Source organism: Paenibacillus prosopidis (assembly GCF_003337375.1).
Lineage (GTDB): Bacteria > Bacillota > Bacilli > Paenibacillales > Paenibacillaceae > Pristimantibacillus > Pristimantibacillus prosopidis.
Genome location: NZ_QPJD01000005.1, coordinates 215771 through 232784 on the forward strand (window position 1 = coordinate 215771; position 17014 = coordinate 232784).

10 protein-coding genes are annotated in these 17014 nt (G+C 50.2%); all 10 read right to left on the reverse strand.

Annotated features, from left to right (window positions below; all coding sequences use genetic code 11):
• Nucleotides 1-17: 17 nt before the first annotated feature.
• The 10 genes from DFP97_RS09470 to DFP97_RS09515 all read right to left on the reverse strand — a co-directional run bounded on the left by DFP97_RS09470 (nt 18) and on the right by DFP97_RS09515 (nt 17007).
• Nucleotides 18-908, reverse strand: a complete 891-nt coding sequence (locus DFP97_RS09470; protein WP_114379755.1) for a carbohydrate ABC transporter permease — start codon at nt 906-908, stop codon at nt 18-20.
• 82 nt (nt 909-990) lie between these two features.
• Nucleotides 991-1881: an ABC transporter permease gene (locus tag DFP97_RS09475; protein ID WP_114379756.1), complete on the reverse strand. Its 891-nt coding sequence runs from the start codon at nt 1879-1881 to the stop codon at nt 991-993.
• A gap of 84 nt (nt 1882-1965) precedes the next feature.
• Entirely contained in the window at nt 1966-3636 is a 1671-nt protein-coding gene (locus DFP97_RS09480; protein WP_114379757.1) for an extracellular solute-binding protein, read from the reverse strand.
• Nucleotides 3637-3930: 294 nt separating this feature from the next.
• Complete coding sequence (locus tag DFP97_RS09485; RefSeq protein ID WP_245976072.1) at nt 3931-8022, reverse strand: glycoside hydrolase domain-containing protein; 4092 nt, start codon at nt 8020-8022, stop codon at nt 3931-3933.
• Between the two features lie 135 nt (nt 8023-8157).
• The gene (locus DFP97_RS09490; RefSeq protein WP_181873433.1) at nt 8158-9840 is read right to left on the reverse strand and encodes a response regulator transcription factor; all 1683 of its coding nucleotides are present in this window, start codon (nt 9838-9840) and stop codon (nt 8158-8160) included.
• Entirely contained in the window at nt 9815-11578 is a 1764-nt protein-coding gene (locus DFP97_RS09495) for a sensor histidine kinase (protein WP_114379760.1), read from the reverse strand. Before DFP97_RS09495 ends, DFP97_RS09490 begins: the two co-directional genes overlap by 26 nt.
• A gap of 171 nt (nt 11579-11749) precedes the next feature.
• Nucleotides 11750-13411 (reverse strand): DUF4091 domain-containing protein, encoded by a 1662-nt coding sequence (locus DFP97_RS09500; protein ID WP_114379761.1) that lies wholly within the window; start codon nt 13409-13411, stop codon nt 11750-11752.
• A 12-nt stretch (nt 13412-13423) separates the two neighbouring features.
• Nucleotides 13424-14272 carry a carbohydrate ABC transporter permease gene (locus DFP97_RS09505; RefSeq protein ID WP_114379924.1) on the reverse strand — a complete coding sequence of 283 codons (849 nt, stop codon included), beginning with the start codon at nt 14270-14272 and terminating at the stop codon, nt 13424-13426.
• A 52-nt stretch (nt 14273-14324) separates the two neighbouring features.
• Nucleotides 14325-15182 carry an ABC transporter permease gene (locus tag DFP97_RS09510; RefSeq protein ID WP_114379925.1) on the reverse strand — a complete coding sequence of 286 codons (858 nt, stop codon included), beginning with the start codon at nt 15180-15182 and terminating at the stop codon, nt 14325-14327.
• Between the two features lie 88 nt (nt 15183-15270).
• The gene (locus tag DFP97_RS09515; protein ID WP_245976040.1) at nt 15271-17007 is read right to left on the reverse strand and encodes an extracellular solute-binding protein; all 1737 of its coding nucleotides are present in this window, start codon (nt 17005-17007) and stop codon (nt 15271-15273) included.
• Nucleotides 17008-17014 lie beyond the last annotated feature (7 nt).

Consider the following 17014-nt stretch of genomic DNA (forward strand, 5'->3'; position numbering starts at 1 on the left):
TTATTCCGATTGCCGTATCACTCTTTTACCGATCCGAGCATAATGCCGTGGATGAAATATTTTTGCAAAAACGGATAGATGGCTAGAATAGGCAGCATCGAAATGACGATTTTGGCTGCGTTGAGCGTCTTGTTGGACATCTTCGCAATCAGGTCGAGCTTATTCGGATCGCCGGAGATATCCTGCATGTTCACCTGCACGACAAGCTGCTGGATATAGGTTTGCAGCGGATAGTTATCGACGCTGCGCATATAGATCATCCCGTCGAAGAACGCATTCCAGTGGTTGACAACGCTGAACAGCGTCACGGTGGCAAGCGCCGGCAGCGATAATGGCAGATATACCTTTAGCAGCATATACCACGGGCCGGCCCCGTCGATTTCGGCCGCTTCGTTCAGCTCCTTCGGGATGCTCCGGAAAAAATTGAGCAGCAGCATAATATTGAATACCGGAACCGCCGAAGGCAGCACAAGCGACCAGATCGAGTTGAAAAGCCCAAGCTCCTTGACGACGATGTAAAGCGGTATCGTTCCTCCGCTGAATAGCATCGTAAAGACGAGTAGCCACATATATGCGGACCGGAAACGGAATTCGCGGTTTTCTTTGGATAACGGATAAGCCATAAGCACCGTTATAACAAAATTGATAGCGCCGCCCAGAAGCACACGCTTGACTGAAATCCAGAATGCGCCAAGAAACGTTGGATCGCCTAAAATCGTTGCATAAGAGACCAGATTGAAATCCTGCGGCCAAAACGTTACGCTGCCTGCAGCCGCAGCCGCCTTGTCGCTGAACGAAATCGCCGTTGTATACCAGATTGGAGCGAGCGATAGAAGCGCAATACAGGCCATCGCCGCATAAAGCGCCGCCGTGGAAACGGAAGAACCGATCGTTCTGCTGCGTACCAATTTCATCACTTCCTAAAAGTTTTGTGGAGCAATGCTTCTTAGGGTACCTCGTCGCAACAAAACTCGCTTCGGAAGCATTGGCTTAAAAAATACGATAATTCGCGAAACGATTGGCTAGCTGGTACGACGTCATAATAAGGACAAAAGCGATAACCGATTTCAACAATCCGACCGCTGTTGCGAGGCCGTATTGGCCATCCAGAATGCCGGCCCGATAAACGTATGTATCGATAACGTCTCCCGATTCGTAGACGAGCGGACTGTACATATTCAAAATTTGGTCGAATCCAGCATTCAGAACGTTGCCTATGGCAAGTGTCGCAAGCAGGACAATTGTCGGTCTAAGCGAAGGAAGCGTAACGTGCCATATTTGCTGCAGCCGCGTTGCGCCGTCCATTCCCGCCGCTTCGAAAAGCGATGGATTGACGCCGGCAAGTGCAGCCAAGTAGATGATGGCGTTAAAGCCAAATTCCTTCCATACATCCGAGAAGACGACAATATAAGGAAACCATTTGTTGCTGGCCAAAAACATAACCGGCTCGAAGCCGAACGCTTCAAACAAATGATTCACAGGCCCGTTCAGCAGCAGCAAATCGCTGATGACACTCGATAAAATGACCCAAGACAAAAAGTGGGGCAAATAAACGATTGTCTGCACGGCTCTTTTGAATTTTTGTTTGCGGAGCTCGTTCAGCATAATGGCGAAAATAAGCGGAATAGTGAGGTTTGCCACAATTTTGGCGGTAGCCAGAAAGATCGTATTGGTGAAAATCCGCCTGCTGTCGGGAAGCTCAAACATGTAGCTGAAGTTTTCCAGGCCTACCCACGGCGACCTCCAAATGCCCAGGCCGATTTTGAAATCCTGGAAGGCGATGAGCGTTCCGAACATCGGGACGATGCTGAAAATGAACAGCAGGATGATTCCGGGAAAAAGCATGATATGATAATGTTTTTGCAGCGATCGATACCGCATGCTTTGATCCCTCCTCTTTAAGCTGAGAATGAATGCGGCACTGCTTCAGCCGGAAACAGTGCCGTTTCCATACCTATAAAGCGATTATCTTTGAAGCTCAGCTTCAATTTCCTTCGTAATGTCGTCGCCGCCCTGCGCCTTCCAGTCAGCTACGAATTGATCGAACGTATCGATCGGTTTTTCTCCAAGGACGATTTGGAAGAACATTTCATCCTCAAGCTTCTGCAGATTGGACCACTTCTTGTCCATCGTAGGCGTCGTGGCCGTATAGGCCGGGTATACGATGTTCTGATCCTCGGCCTTCGGGATCGCTCCGATTCCATAAATATAAGAATAAGGCGCGCCCCAGTCGGCCGGATCCGGCTTCCCGTTCGATTGCAGCACCCGCTGCCAGCGCTCGTAGTGTCCTTTCATCTCCGGTGTCAGCTGTTCCGGCGTAATTTCGCTGTTCAGCGCCTTCATCAGCATGTCGTGTTTTTGCGTCGCCGTATCCGTATAATCGATGTTGAGCGACAGAGGCATAATGGAGACGTACTGCGTGTGGTCGATTTTAAGATCGTCCTCGGTCGGCGATTTGCCGAATCGTGTCTGGAAGTTCAAAAACTTCATAAGCGCTTCCGGATGTTTGTAGCCTTTCTTCACCACAAGGAACGCATTGCTCGTCGCCACATACGTAACGTTTACTTTACCGTTTGCACCTGGAATCGCGTAGGCCTTCCAATCCGCCTTCGGATCATTCTTGATCGAGTCCGTAAGACCGAACGGAACCCACCAAGCTTGAAAGAATATGCCTGCTTTACCGCTGTTGACGAGCTCCGACGGATCCTTGCGAACCGCAAATTCTTTATCGACGAGCCCCTTCTCGTAAAGCTCATTCGCTTTGATGAGCGCCTGCTTCGCTTCCGGCGTCGTTGAGCCGTAAACCAGCTTGCCCGAAGCGTCTTTATACCAGGTGCCCGGATGGGCGTTGTAATAATTGAAGATCGCCCGGAAATCATGACCATACCATTGCGTGATCGTCGAATTGTTGCCCGTCAAACCGACGGTATCCGCTTGTCCATTGCCGTCCGGGTCGTTTTTGATAAAAGCTTCCGTAATTTTCTCTACGTCTTCGAGCGTCTTCGGTTCGGAAAGGCCGAGCTTGTCGAGCCAGTCTTTGCGCACCCATGTCAACACGTACGTGTCGGCTTGCGGAACGATGTTCGGCAGGGCCATCAGCTTTCCGTCGATAGTCGCTTGCTCCAAAGCCCTTCCATCAGTCGAGTCGTAATATTTTCTGACCTCGTCGGACGCATATTTCTTATACACTTCTGTCAAATCTTCCAGTTGTCCGCCTTCCGCCATCGCACGGAATTGCTTCTCGTCGACCACCATTGCATCGGGAAGATCGTTGCTGGCAATGGATAGCTTTGATTTCTGGTCGTAATCGGTGTTGGAAGCATACCAGAGCAGCTTGAAATTGATGTTGGTCTGTTCGGAGATGTAACGGGTGAACAGGTTATTTTCCACCGTATCCCCTTCCGGCAGCTTCAGGTCCGGATTCACCCTCAAGACGAATGACGTGTCCACGGGTTCCGGCATTTTGTACGGATCAGTATCCGCCGCCGCAGCCGTATTGTTCTGGTTTGCTTGCGTATCGCTTTTTTCTTGATTTCCCTGAATGCCGCCGTTTTCCGCCTTGTTTCCGCCCGAGCAAGCGGATAAAAAGAGCGAACAGGCCAGCAGCAGGAGCATGAAGATTTTTCGTTTGTTCATTTGGAGCCCTCCTTGGTCATTTACAAAATCATTACTTTCTGTGCTCTAATCATAAAACAGATAACGTCAAGAAAAGTCACATATAGACTTCGAATTTGTTTACTTCTGTCTCGATTCTCGAAACGCTTCTCACAAAGTTTGAATTAGACTTCGAATTCGTTTACTTTTGTCTCTAAAATAAAGAGGTGCATACAATCGCATGCACCTCCATCGCACCATCATTAATCACACAGCCCTATTTATTCAATTGCCGCCGGAATTTTCTCCGGTATTACCGTTCCCGCCATTTTTGCTTCATTTCTTAGACGGTACGACAACCGAAATCTCTCCTGTACTCGCTTGGGCACCGTCGGATGTTCGAGTGACTTCCAATACGAGCGTCACGGTCGTTTCTATCTTCGGCGGATTAATTTTCCCGTTCGTTTTAATGACTCGCGTATTGCTTGAGCTCTTGATTGCAATGGTATATCCATCCGGTACAGTCGGCAGTGTTAGTTTCTTGGCATCTTTCGCCGGAGCGGCAATCGACGTTATGCCGGCTGCGATAACATTAATATCGTCTTCATTGCCTCCGTTGTCCGTCACTTCGATTTCGATCTGCCCCCCGGTTGCGATATTCGCAATCTCCACATCGTTGATTTCGTAATAGTAGGGCGTGCTGTAGAATCTGCCTGCATAAATGACGATCTGCATCTCGGTAATGCCTTCCTGTGCAAGGATTGGGAGTCTCTCGTAATAGTACCCGCCTTCCTTGTCCGGATTCAGTCCTTCATACAGAGGCCAATACACGGTATCGCCGTTTTCTGTCCACGTATAATTGTCATGGAGAATCTGGGTCCAATCCTCCTGACCTTCCTTCTTCACCTTTAGCGCTATGGTGGAAGGCTTATGGTCCACCGCTCCGTCCGGCACGATTAAGGCGAACGTATTAAAGGACTGCGGCGAATCCCACTTTAGGTCGATCGTGTGCGGGAATTGGAATTCATCGACCGTGTTAAAGCTGCCATTTGTAAATACGGTCGTATAATCCTCATCGTTGAGATAGGCGGCATCTGTCGATCCTTCCATCGGTTTGTCCAAGGAGATGGACGACGCTTTTGCCGCGAGATTATCGATGCGCTTGATGGCGATATTGTATTCCTTGACTGCTCCTTGGTCGCCAATCGCTTTCACCGTCAAGGTATTCAAGCCTTCGGGGATTGTGGCGATCGCGGTTTGCCCGGGTGTCATGGGAACTCCGCCAATCTCCAACGTTCCGTAGTTATTCTTAAGCGTTGGCGTAATCGCGATTTGTTCCGTTTCCAGACCTAACCTTACTGCGTATTCTTTGACACTGGGATCAAAGGATAGATCTATCGGCTGCCCGCTGTTCAGAGCTTTCAATTCCAACGCGGACAATGCAACGTCCCTCGTCACTTGAACGTCTATTTCTCCGTTATCCGGGAGACTGTACAGCTCAAGCTCGTAAACGGCGTACATATTCCAAGATATATAATAAGCGTCATTAATCTGCACTCTCATCTTCAGCACGCCGCTTACCGCGGGAATATTGGCATAAGTATGTTCCATCACGCCGTCGTCCTTGTTGCTCTTCCAAGTGAGCGGAACCCTCTGCGCGACCGTTTCCCAGCTCGTTCCGTCCGTCGATACCTGAACGTCAATATCGGTAATCCCCTGGATGAGGCCGGACGGGGTGGCCATGACGATCGTATTGAAAGCTTGCGGTTCATTCCATGTCATGACAATCTCATGCGGAAACGGATGGGTATCGTTATAGCCCTGCAAGCTGGCGTACATGGTGCCGTAGCTGCCATCCGCCATTTTCTGCGGACCGTAAGTAACGCCCTGGTCACCCGAACGTGCGGCCGATGCGGTAATTTCGGAATAATCTCTCGCAACGTTAGCGCCGACTTCATTCTTATTGCCCTTCAAGAAATTCAAGGTGTACACCTTGGCCGTCTTACCGTCGCTGGCAGTTGACCGGATTGTAATCCTGCTCTTACCGACTGGTATCTCGGCTGCTGCCACCATACCGTTCTCGATGCTCTTGCCGTTGATCGTAATGGAACCAGCCTCGTCCATAAGTGTTGGAGTTATAGAGATGGCACCGGCGTCTTCAGGAAGCATAATTTGGTAATTGGTGATACTGCCCCTGAAGTTAAACAAAGGCGCATTCGTTAATTCCAAGCTTTTCAAAGAAGCATCGTAGAGTTGCTGCCCCTCGTACATCTGCACCCGGAATCCGTCAAAGCTCAGCGTTTTACCGTCCAGATTCACGATCTTGACCGTATGCTTGCCAATCGATAGATTGCGGTTATTGTAAATGGTGAAATAATCGTGCGGGACTTTCTCATAGGCATCCACAATGACCGGTTCCGAGCCGTCGATGGAAATGGATAACCGGCCGGCGCCGTCGTTCTTCTCGACGATGACGTCGATACCCGTTCCGGTGAATTCATACTCGAGCGAGCTGCCGGCGGCTGTTGTGGATTTGACGCTGCCCAGATAAGCGAATTGCCTGCTTTTCTCGAACCAGCTGCCCGAGAAGCTGATATCGCTGCTTGTATTGTCGGTCATGTAAGTGAGCGTCGTTGCCTGTCCGTCATAAGGACTGGTGGATGCCGGAATTCCGCCTGCGTCCTCGCCGGCTGCCGCTTTGACCATATAATCGTGGAGCAGCTTGATATAGTCCGGATCGAGGGTATATTTTCTCGGATCTTCCGGATTTACTGCGCTGTCGGCAATGCGTTTAGCCAGCTCGGGATTCGTTTGCTTGATTTTGTACATGAGCTCATATTCTTCAATCCCGTCTCTCTGGGCTTCATAGCGCAGCGAGCTTTTTACAGTCATATGATCCTTGTCGGGATATACGATGGTAGAATCGCCATACCAACTTCCGACGTACCACGCGTTCCACGCCCAATGCAAATGACCGGTGACGCCGTCTTGGCTCAGATTCCAGAATAGCAGTCTGCCCGTTAAAGTAGGCTGCGTCCACAACCGGTTCAGCCACGGCGGCTGGTTCACTTCGCATGTATAGACCCACATGTCTTTACCGGCAGTCTGCTCCGCCTTATACAAGTCTTTCTTCGCCTGAAATGCCGGGGTGAGCGGCACCCACACGTCCACATACGGCTTGGTTGTGTCGTTCATTAGAATCCCGTCGGGATCCGCGTCCATTGTTTTAAAGTCCGGAATAATTTCTTTTACTTTACGGGCCACATAGGTCCAATAGTTTCTGGCGTCATCTCCGGACGGCTCATCCCGGATATGCTGATACCAGGTTATTCCGTCTTCGTTCAACCATCCCTTTTCTTCCAAATGATCGTGCAAGGCTGTCAGATAGTTTTTCAGAAACTTGTCCGTCTCCGGCAGCGCGTCAGGCAAATTCGTATTCCATGACGCATCCGGTTTTTCGTTCGCAGGCATTTTGTTGAGCGGATGGATCAGGTGGTTGTTGGCAAAGTCGGTGACACCTCTGTCAATAAAGGTCTGAACATACCGATCAAACAAAGACCAGTCAATGTTCTCGGGAATGCCGTCTGTAAATGCGGACAGATAGGTTCCTTTCGCTTGAAGCAGCAGGTCCGTCCGGACCCAGATCATATTCTGACGGTAATCCGTCATCACTTTAGCGAAACGGTCCACCAAATCGAACCATTCATCGCTGTATGTCTCTACGCCGTAGTAGTTTTCGCCGGCGTCATACAGGGGAGTTTCGGTCCCATCCCACGAAAATCCGTCCCATGTGAAGCCATTTGTCATGGTCCATTGATAATTGACGAAATTAGCTTCTGAAGTTTTAGGAATCTCAACATCGGCTACTTCGACGCGGATCGGCACGGCATAGTCTCCCAGAGTCGTTTTCACAGTAATCGTGCCTTCATAATCCCCGGGTCCTGCGGAGGCCGGCACATAGTTCGTTATAAAAATCGGCTGCGTGGAATTTGCCGCAACCTGTATGGAAGATTCATTGGACAGCGGGTCAGGCAGTTCCGATTGCGGATAGATCAGATTCCCTTCCCTGTCAGGGAAGAAGGGATTCTGCTTCACCGTATCCGTCAGCTCGTATTCCTCAAAATGATAGCTCAGATTGTTGCCTTCGATAATCTTATTGTCTGCTGCTGTAAGGTCGGTAAACTCGACTACAGTAATCTCAAACTCCGTATCGCTGCGTAGGGCAATTTGTGCGCTTTCATATTCGTTTTTGGCCGAAACGATGTTGATGCTTGTATCAGGAAGCTCGGGAATGGTGCTGTTCCGGTACACATTTTTTAAGGCGTTTTCGACCCATAAGTCGATCTTGCCGCCTTCTGCATGGACAATTGGCACGATGGTCATGAAGATGTTGACGACAAGAAATAAGGAAAGCCATTTTTTTCGCATTTTCACAGGAACTTGCCTCCCGTTCAGGTTTTGTTAGAGCCGTGTAAGCGCGCTTTACACAAGCTTTATATCACCATCATAAGACCGGAAGGATTACTGCCACAATATAAAGATCTTTACGTGCTTCTGTTCTGTTTACCTCTTTAGATTTGCCGTTTCCCGATACTCCTGGGGCGTCGTTCCCACCATCTTACGGAAGAAAGAAGTGAAATAAGAAGGTGATTCAAACCCAAGCTTCATGGCGATTTCATTAATTTTCATTGGTGTTTGTCCAAGCAGCCTTACCGCCGTACTCGTCTTTGTTTCATTAATGTAATCGGATAAATTGCGGCCAGTCAGCTGTTTGTAGAAACGGGATAGATACGAGGGGTTAAAATAGACCACTTCCGCAATTCTGGCCAGCGAAAGATCACCGCCCATATTGTCATTCACATAACGGTGGATACGCTCCACCATCAGATTCTCGCTTTTCTCCAATTGTTCTTTCTTTATCCGGCAAATCGATTCGCTTAGACGGTTCAGCCTGTCTTCGACAGCCCCCCATTCCACCGGCGGCTCCAGAAACGGCAAACTGGTAACCCCGATGTCGTTGACCGGTTTATCATAGGCGTGAATGCCGTTCAGATAGGAGATAAAGGCAAGAAGGAGCGTGTAATATCTCTCCATCCCGAGCATATAGTTTCGTGCGATCTCATTCTTTATGCCGCCGACCAGACAAGTTGTTTGCACAATAGCCCCTTCTATATCGCCGGCGTTCAAACATTTCTCCAGCGCGCCCAGCATACGGTTGAATTCGCCGGAGCTCGTCTCCGCCGGCTTTCCCGATTCCAGCCTGATCCAATCGCCCGCCATGTTCAGATCAATAATGGCCATCGGCTGACCGATGATGGCACGCTGCTTCAACGCCTCCTTCATCGCTTCATACTCTTGACCGATACCGCTCCACTCGACCGGCGCCCGGCCGATCGCAAACGATACGGGAATGCCGAGCTTCTCCCGGCAGCTGTTCTGCACAGGTTCCAGCATTCCTTTCAAATAATCGATCAGCCCCCGCCAGTCCGTACTCCCGGATTGACCGGTAAACTTGCCGGCATCGCCAGCAGGCTGGATAAACCATAAGAAATCGGAGCGGTCAAGAACAGCCGTTTCGGCATGAATTTGCTGAGGAAGCCGCTCAGCAAATAGCTTCTGAACCTGGTAATAAACCTCCATTTTTTTCATGTAAGGCACTTTCTCCTCCCAACGGTCGACTTTCCCGGCAATCATCATAACCGGTTGCCGGTTGTCGATCGTAAGGGACAATGCTTCGTATAAGCCGCTGATCCATACCGCCTCCGCATCCTCGCCGGTCAGCAGCGCTTCAAAAATCGCTTTCTTAAACAGCGGTTCCGCCGCCGTCTGCTGCAATTCCGCCAACTCCAGCTTTGTTTTCGCCCGATGGTCTTCGTCGATTTTGCTGAGGGCGGCTTTAACGGCCCGATCAATCACCTCGATTCCTTCCGTTTTCAACAGATAAGAGTCAACATTTTGCTGAATCGCTTTGTAAGCATAATCAAATTCGCTGTGGCCGGTAAGCAGAATGATCCGGCAAGACGGCCAGTAAAACAACACGTCATCGATGAGCTGCAGCCCGTTCTTTCCAGGCATGCGAATGTCGCTGATCAAGAGATCGATCTTGGTTTTCTTCACAATGTCGAGCGCATCGCTTGCCGAGTAGGCTTTACACAAGTCATGCTCCTGAATATACTTCTCTTGGAAATACTGCATCAGCCCGTCCACTATGGCAGGTTCATCATCTACGATCAAGATCCGGTACATGCTGCTCCCCCTCTTCATAATGAATGCGAATTTCCGCTTTCAAGCCGCCCAGTGAACTTCGGGAAACAAACACGCCGCTTTGTTCGCCGAATCTAAGTTGGATCCGTCTGCAAACATTTAGCAGTCCTGTTTTCTCGGGAAGCTGCGACACATGATCAAGCTTGTCCTGCATCTCGAGCAGCGACTCGTCCGTCATTGTACTCCCGTCATCCTCGACGGAAATAGACAGTATACCGCCGGTAAAGGCTGCTTTCATATAGATATTCCCTCGGCGGGCCCCGCTCTCAAAGGCATGTTCGAACGCGTTCTCGACGAGCGGCTGAATGATCAGCCTTGGAACCTCAAGCGGCTTGCAAAGCTCCGGCAGTTCCTCCGCCTCCACTTCGATCCGATTCGAGAAGCGGATGCCCTGTATGTCGCAATAGTCAAGCGCATGCCGGTATTCTTCATCGAGCGTAACCTCTTCCCTTCCGCTGCGCGTAATGAACTGATAATAGCTTCCGAGCTTTTGCGCCAAGGTTGAAGCGCTGTCGAGATCGCCGCTCCGGCAGATCATATAGATGTTAAAGAAGCTGTTGTACAAAAAATGCGGATTAATCTGGGACTGCAGCTGTTTCAGTTCGGAATGCTGGAGCGCGATTTGCTGCTCATAGTTTTCATGGATCGAATGCCTCAATTTAAGGACCATCCGGTCGAAATTTTCATATAAATAGCTGAACTCATTGTCGCCGTGCTGCTGCAGCGAGACGATCAGGTTATCCGTCTCCAGATTTTTGAATGCCCGAATGAGCTTTTTTAAAGGCTTATGGATCATTAAATTGACGGAATACGAGAACATGATTACGATGGCAAGCGATACGAAAGAAAGTACCGTAAACCAGGCGTTGAACCTTTTGAGCGGTTCTGTGACTTCGTTTTGGTTCATGTAGGTGTAGAGCGTCAAGCCGAGGGCGCTAATATGCGTTTGGGCAACCATATAATTCTGCTTATTGGCCGTCAACATGTAGCTGTCGACCGAACGCTCCGCATCCCCGCGTTTGGCGATCGCCGCTTTCATTTCATTCAAGATCGGCCCTCCGGTCATAACCGATATGGCGCTGTTCTGCCTTCCGTCAACCAGCAGCGCACCGGAATCGTGGTATAACTTCACAAGATTCGAAACGGTCGCTTCAAGATTTTTGGAGGACAGCTCCATATAGACGACGATGCTTCCGTTATTAGCCGTTTCGATGAAGAAGAGCCGGCCTTCATCGTAATAGATCGGCTGCGGCGGCTTTTGCTCCGTATAGCGGGAGATAAGTGAATATTCCGAATTCGGCAGCTGCGCGATACCCCCCTGCGTTGATATCGTTCTCCCGAACGAATTGACGTACACCCCGACGTTAGCAAGGTAATCGCTTGAATCCCGGACCGTAAACAGACGGTCTCTCAATCTATTCACCAATTGATAGTCGTCAAAACCGTTCAACTGTCCGCCCAGAAAACTCAGCTTCAGCAGGTCGGGATCGTTGATCAGCTGCAGCTGCAGCGTACGCACGAAAGTAAATTGATCGTTCAGCTGGTTCGAATAAAATTGGACATTGGACAAGATCGAATCGGAGAACCCTTTTTTCATAAAAGAAACCCCAGACATATTCATCCAAAGGTTGATCAAGTAGACCGGAAGCATCATAGCCACGAAAACGATAATGACCTTCTGGTAAACATGCAGTCTCGACAAATCCGAAAGTCCCCTCACGTCGTTCCCCCTTCAGATTTCTTTAACCGCGTAAATGGATCTGATTCTGGTAAAAAAAGAGCAATCCTCGTTGGTTAATTCGACCTGAATGAACGATATCCTCTCACCTTGCAGTTGTACAGAAAAGAAACCCGAGCGCTGGGACAAGGGTTTCATCGACATGGGTATCATTCAATTGGACCGGGGGTGCAGCTCCGAGATCGCACGGTTGACCGCATCCCGTTTGGTCAGCATCCATTCCGCCTGTTGCGGATATTCGGTAAAGGTGAGGGGGCCTGCCAACCGTTCCTCCAGCAGCTCAATCGTCTTTTCCTTGCCAATCAGACTTTCCAGCAGCTGAAGCGCTCTCAGATCCTGAAGCGCCTCGGTAAACACCTCCAGCCGGATCGATTCGACCGGTCCCTCTTTCCCGGGATAAACGAGGAAAGCGTCACCAGACGGAAAGGCGTGCAGCGCATCGGTTACCCGATAGGGGTCGACCGGTTTCTGCGAGAGCTGCGAGAACCAGAAATTATAGCCCCAATGCAGAAAGCCGGCAATCTCGTATTTATACAGCTGCATGCCTAGAATCCGGTTGCGTGCCGACGGAAAACAAAAGAAACGGTTGGAAACGTCCTTATACTGCGCGCAGCAGTAATAGGTCCACAACTCCGGAACGCCGTTATTCAAAAAGGCCTGCAGATGGTCGTTTGAAGGAATTGGCCGTTTCACGAGCCCTTTCTCGTAAAATGTATAATCGGACAATGCATCGATAACCGGAAACTGCGGCAATAATCCGTTCACGATCCGGCTTGCGCTCTCATATGAAGCGAGGCTTTCTATGTTCGGTTCGTCCGATACGTGAAAATAACATCGTCCCGCAAGCCCATGATCCTGGATGTAAGTAACAAGCGACGGTAGAAACTGCGACAAGAAGTTTCCGTAAGCCTCTCCTGACGCATCCGTCTCCCACCCGAAAATCCGCTTGCTTTCACCGTTTTCCGTCGCGACGATTTTCGGTGCGTGCTTCGCTCCCCATTGGGTAAACAAATGAGAAAATTCGATATACTCGATCCCCCTCCGCAAGCACAGCTCGATCCATCGGGTCAGCTTCTCATAGCCGAAGCGGTAAGACTCGCCCGATTTCTCTACATCCACTAGCTGGACCGTCGGCCGTTCGGCACCAACAGCCGTGTCGAGCGGCGGCGTAAACAACGGCGTAAGCAGCATGTTCATGCCGTGTCTTGCGGCGCTCAGCACGTAGCGGTCGATCATCTCCCAATGCTGCTCACTGAACACTTCGAATCCGTAATAAACCGCCAGGCAGTCCGCATGGAACCATTCTGTATGGATTAGGCGCTGCTTAGGCAGCGAAGCGGGGATGATGTCCAGTTCAAATAGTTCTTCAGCTAAACGTTCTCCGTCAGCAATCTCCAGCGCGATCCGAATGGGGTGGATGCCTGGCGGCGTTTGAGCATGGATGTCCACCGTCAACCATATCGCGCGCCACTGCACAGGCAATGCGGTTAATCCTTCCTTCTCATCCACAGGGTACAAGGGATCTGGATACAGCCCTGGTGCGGCCCTTAGGATGAAATCATCGTGATCGCCGTAAATCGGCAGCTCGGAAGGGACAAGACCGACTGACCGGACGGAAATCTGCTCTGCCAAGTCAGATTCGATCCGGACCTTCAGCTCTTTGAGGATGTGATTCGCCCGGAAGGCCACCTGGAACGAGAAGGCTTCATTCCGCAGCGCCGATCCTTTATCCGTAACCGGATCGGTCAGCTCCTGATCGGGAAACACTTTGGCCAAAGAACTTAAGCATCTGGTTTCAAGGACTGTTCCGTTCAATGTTTCATCCTCCTACTCTTTTACGCTCCCGACGGTGATCCCTTTAACAAAATAACTTTGCAGGAAAGGATAAACCAGCATGATTGGCAGCGCGCCCAGAAAAATTTGCGCGGTCCGCAGCGTCTTCTCGCTCAGGTTTTGCAGAGCGGACAGGTCGTCGATCGTAATCGACTTCACATTAATAGCTGTGACCAGCGTCGAAAGATAGGTTTGCAGCGGATATTTATCCGGCGAGTTTAAATATAAAATGCCGTCAAACCAAGAGTTCCAATGGCCTACGATCGTGAAAAGGCCAATCGTGGCGATTGATGGAAGCGAGACCGGCAAATATACCTTCCACAGCACGGACCAATGACCTGCGCCGTCGATCGAGGCGGCTTCCTCCAGCTCTCTCGGAATCCCTCTGAAAAAATTAAGCATCATAACGGTATTCCACACGTTGAGGGCACCGGGTATGATCAGCGCCCATATCGTATTCATCAGTCCAGTCTCTTTCACCACCATGTAGGTCGGAATAAGCCCTCCCCCAAAAAACATCGTAACCGCGAAAAACCAGACATAAACGGTTCTGAACCGGAAATGCTCAATCGTTTTGGAAAGCGGATACGCAGTGATAAATACAAGAAACATATTGATCAGCGTGCCGAGTGCGACCCTCTGCAGCGACACACCCAGGGATCGGGTAAACTCGGCTTTCTGCCCGAGAAACCTGTATGCGTCAAACGTGAATCCGATCGGCCACAGCTTCACCTCGCCGGCGGACGCTGCCGCATTGGAGCTGAGCGATACGGCAAGCAGGTGGACGAAGGGTACGATGCACAAGACCGAAATCAACAATAAGAGCGGAATGTTAACCGCCATGAATAATTTTCTGCCGATCGGGAGTTTATACGACAAGGGTTTCACCTGCCTTCTAAAAAATTCGGTAGTTGCTGAACCTGTAGGCAAGGTAGTAGGAAACCGATACTAATCCAACGGAGATGACCGATTTAAAAAGCCCGATGGCCGCTGCAGGCGCATACTGCTGGTCGAATAGCCCAAGCCTATAGACAAACGTATCGATGACATCCCCGCTCTCATAAACGACCGGATTATACAGAATCAATATTTGATCGAAGCCGGCGTTAAGCACGCTGCCCAAGCTAAGCGTGAGCAGCAGAATAATGATCGGCGCCATACCGGGCAGCGTAATGTGGACCATTTGCTTCCATTTTCCCGCTCCGTCAACTTCAGCCGCCTCGTAGAGGTTGGCGTTTATGCCAACGATGGCCGCAAGGAAAATGATCATGTTATAGCCCATCCCTTTCCAAACGTCCGAACCGATGAGAATCGTAACGAACCAATGGTTGCTGCCCATAAACATGACCGGTTCTCCACCAAAGGCAGAAATCAGCGCGTTAACCGGTCCCTTCAGCGAGAAGATTTCAATAAGAACGCCGCCGAGCACTGCCCACGACAGAAAAAACGGCAGAAAAACACTTGTTTGCACGAGTCGTTTGAACCAGTTTTTCGTGATCTCATTGAGCAGCAGCGCTAAGGCCAGCGGAACGAACAAGCCGAAAATAATTTTCATCACGGAAATAAAAAATGTATTCCACAGTACCTGGTTAAAATCCGGCAAACTAAACACGTACTCGAAATTTTTGAGCCCTATCCATTCGGATTTGAAAAATCCGCGCATCGGCATGAATTTCTGAAAAGCCATCACGATACCGAGCATCGGACCGTAAGCGTAGATCAGCGTTACGATCACACCTGGCAGGAGCATCATATGCAGCGGCACTTCCGAACCTAATCTTCTCTTGTTTACGTGTATAAGACTCACGGTGCGCGCCTCCACTTTTCAGGATGAAGCTCATTTATGATTTCACGGCGTTCTTCTCATACCAGTCGTTAACTTCCTCGGTTATGTCACCGCCGCCAAGCTTTTTCCAGCTTTCGGCGAACCGGTCGAATTCGGACACCGGCGCGGATCCCATAATGATCTTCGTAAACGTTTCGGCCATCAGCTTGTTGAGCGAAGAGCCTCTTTCGATCATCGTAGGCGTCGGAGGGCCGTAAAATTCGTTATACACCGTCACTTTTTCATCGACGATTTTCTTGGATAAGCCGACTCCGCCGTCTCTAGCGCCGCGGCTGAACCACATCCCCCAAGCGGAATTATCTTTTGGATCCGCAAAAAATTTCTTTGCATTGGCAAAGACGGACTGCGCCTCGCCGGCCCCCGGGAAATCATCGGCCAAGTCGAGCGTTTCTTTCTTCGCATCGACGGCGTCGCTGACAGCGGCCATCACTTCATCGAACATTTTCGGATAATAGAACCTCGGCTGAAACCAGAGGTAAATATAGCCGTTCTTCGCTCCTTTGAAATCCGGGGAATCCTTGACTGCATATTTAGGCTTGGAGAGCTCCTGGAAGAAGTTAGCCATTTTGATCGCGGCTTCCGGATGCTCCGCTTTCTTATTGACAACCATAATCGAGCCGATCGATTTCGAAATGAGCGTTTTACCAGGTTTCCCGTCCAGCGACGGAAGCGGAAGCGGAATCCATTCGGCTTTCGGATCGTTATCCTTATTCAGGTTGAGCGGCCAGTTCGGGTACCACCATTCTCCGAACGAAATGCCGACTTTGCCGGCCACGAGATCTTCGCTCGCTTTGTTTTCATCTTTTAAGGCGAATTCCTTGTCGATAATGCCCTTCTTATACCAAGATTGTAACCTTGCAAGCGCAGCCTTCGTTGACGGCTGTATCTCCCCCGCCGCGAGCCTGCCGTCCTCTCCTTTGATCCAGGCGCCCGGATAGGAGCCGTAGCTGTAGAATGCTCCTCTGGCATCAAATCCCCAGGCGCCTACCAGGAAGTTCTTATTTAAAGAAATGCCGTACGTATCGGCTTTGCCGTCCTGATCAGGGTCGTTGTTGACGAACGCTTCGGCAACCGTCTCAAGTTCATCCATCGTTGCCGGAGGCTGAAGGTTCAAGTTTTTCAACCAGTCTGACCGGATCCATACGATTTGAACGACCCCTTCGCCGCTGGTTGCGAGACCGAGCAGTTTTCCGTCTGAAGTCAGACTCTTGAGTGCAAACCCTCCGTCCGCCTCGATTGTTTTCCTCAGCGTCGAAGACGCGTATTTGGGATATACGCCGGAAAGGTCGGCCAGCATATCCTGCTCCTTGAACTTTTCGAACGTGTTATAGTCGACCTGCATTACATCGGGCAAGTCCCCTGAAGCGATCGCGAGACTGAACTTCTGTTCGAACTGGTCCGTAGGTACGGACCACAAATATTTAAGGTCGATATTGAGCATTTCCTTCAAATCTTTGACATAGCCGTTCGTCTCAGGTGTAATGCCCTTCAACGCATCCGCTTCCTCCGGGGGACGATAAGACAGCACTTCAGTGACAGTAATCGGCTGCTCGTACTTCCCCAGAGGATCGTACGATTCCGCTGCCTCGGATGGTTCGTCACCACCCTCCGCCCCCGTACCGCTTTGCTGCTGGGATGAATGATTGGCTTCGGTATTGCCGTTGCTGCTGCAAGCAGCTAGTGAAAGCACTAGCGCAGCGCTTAAAATGGTAATACATAACGCTCTTCTCATTTTCATA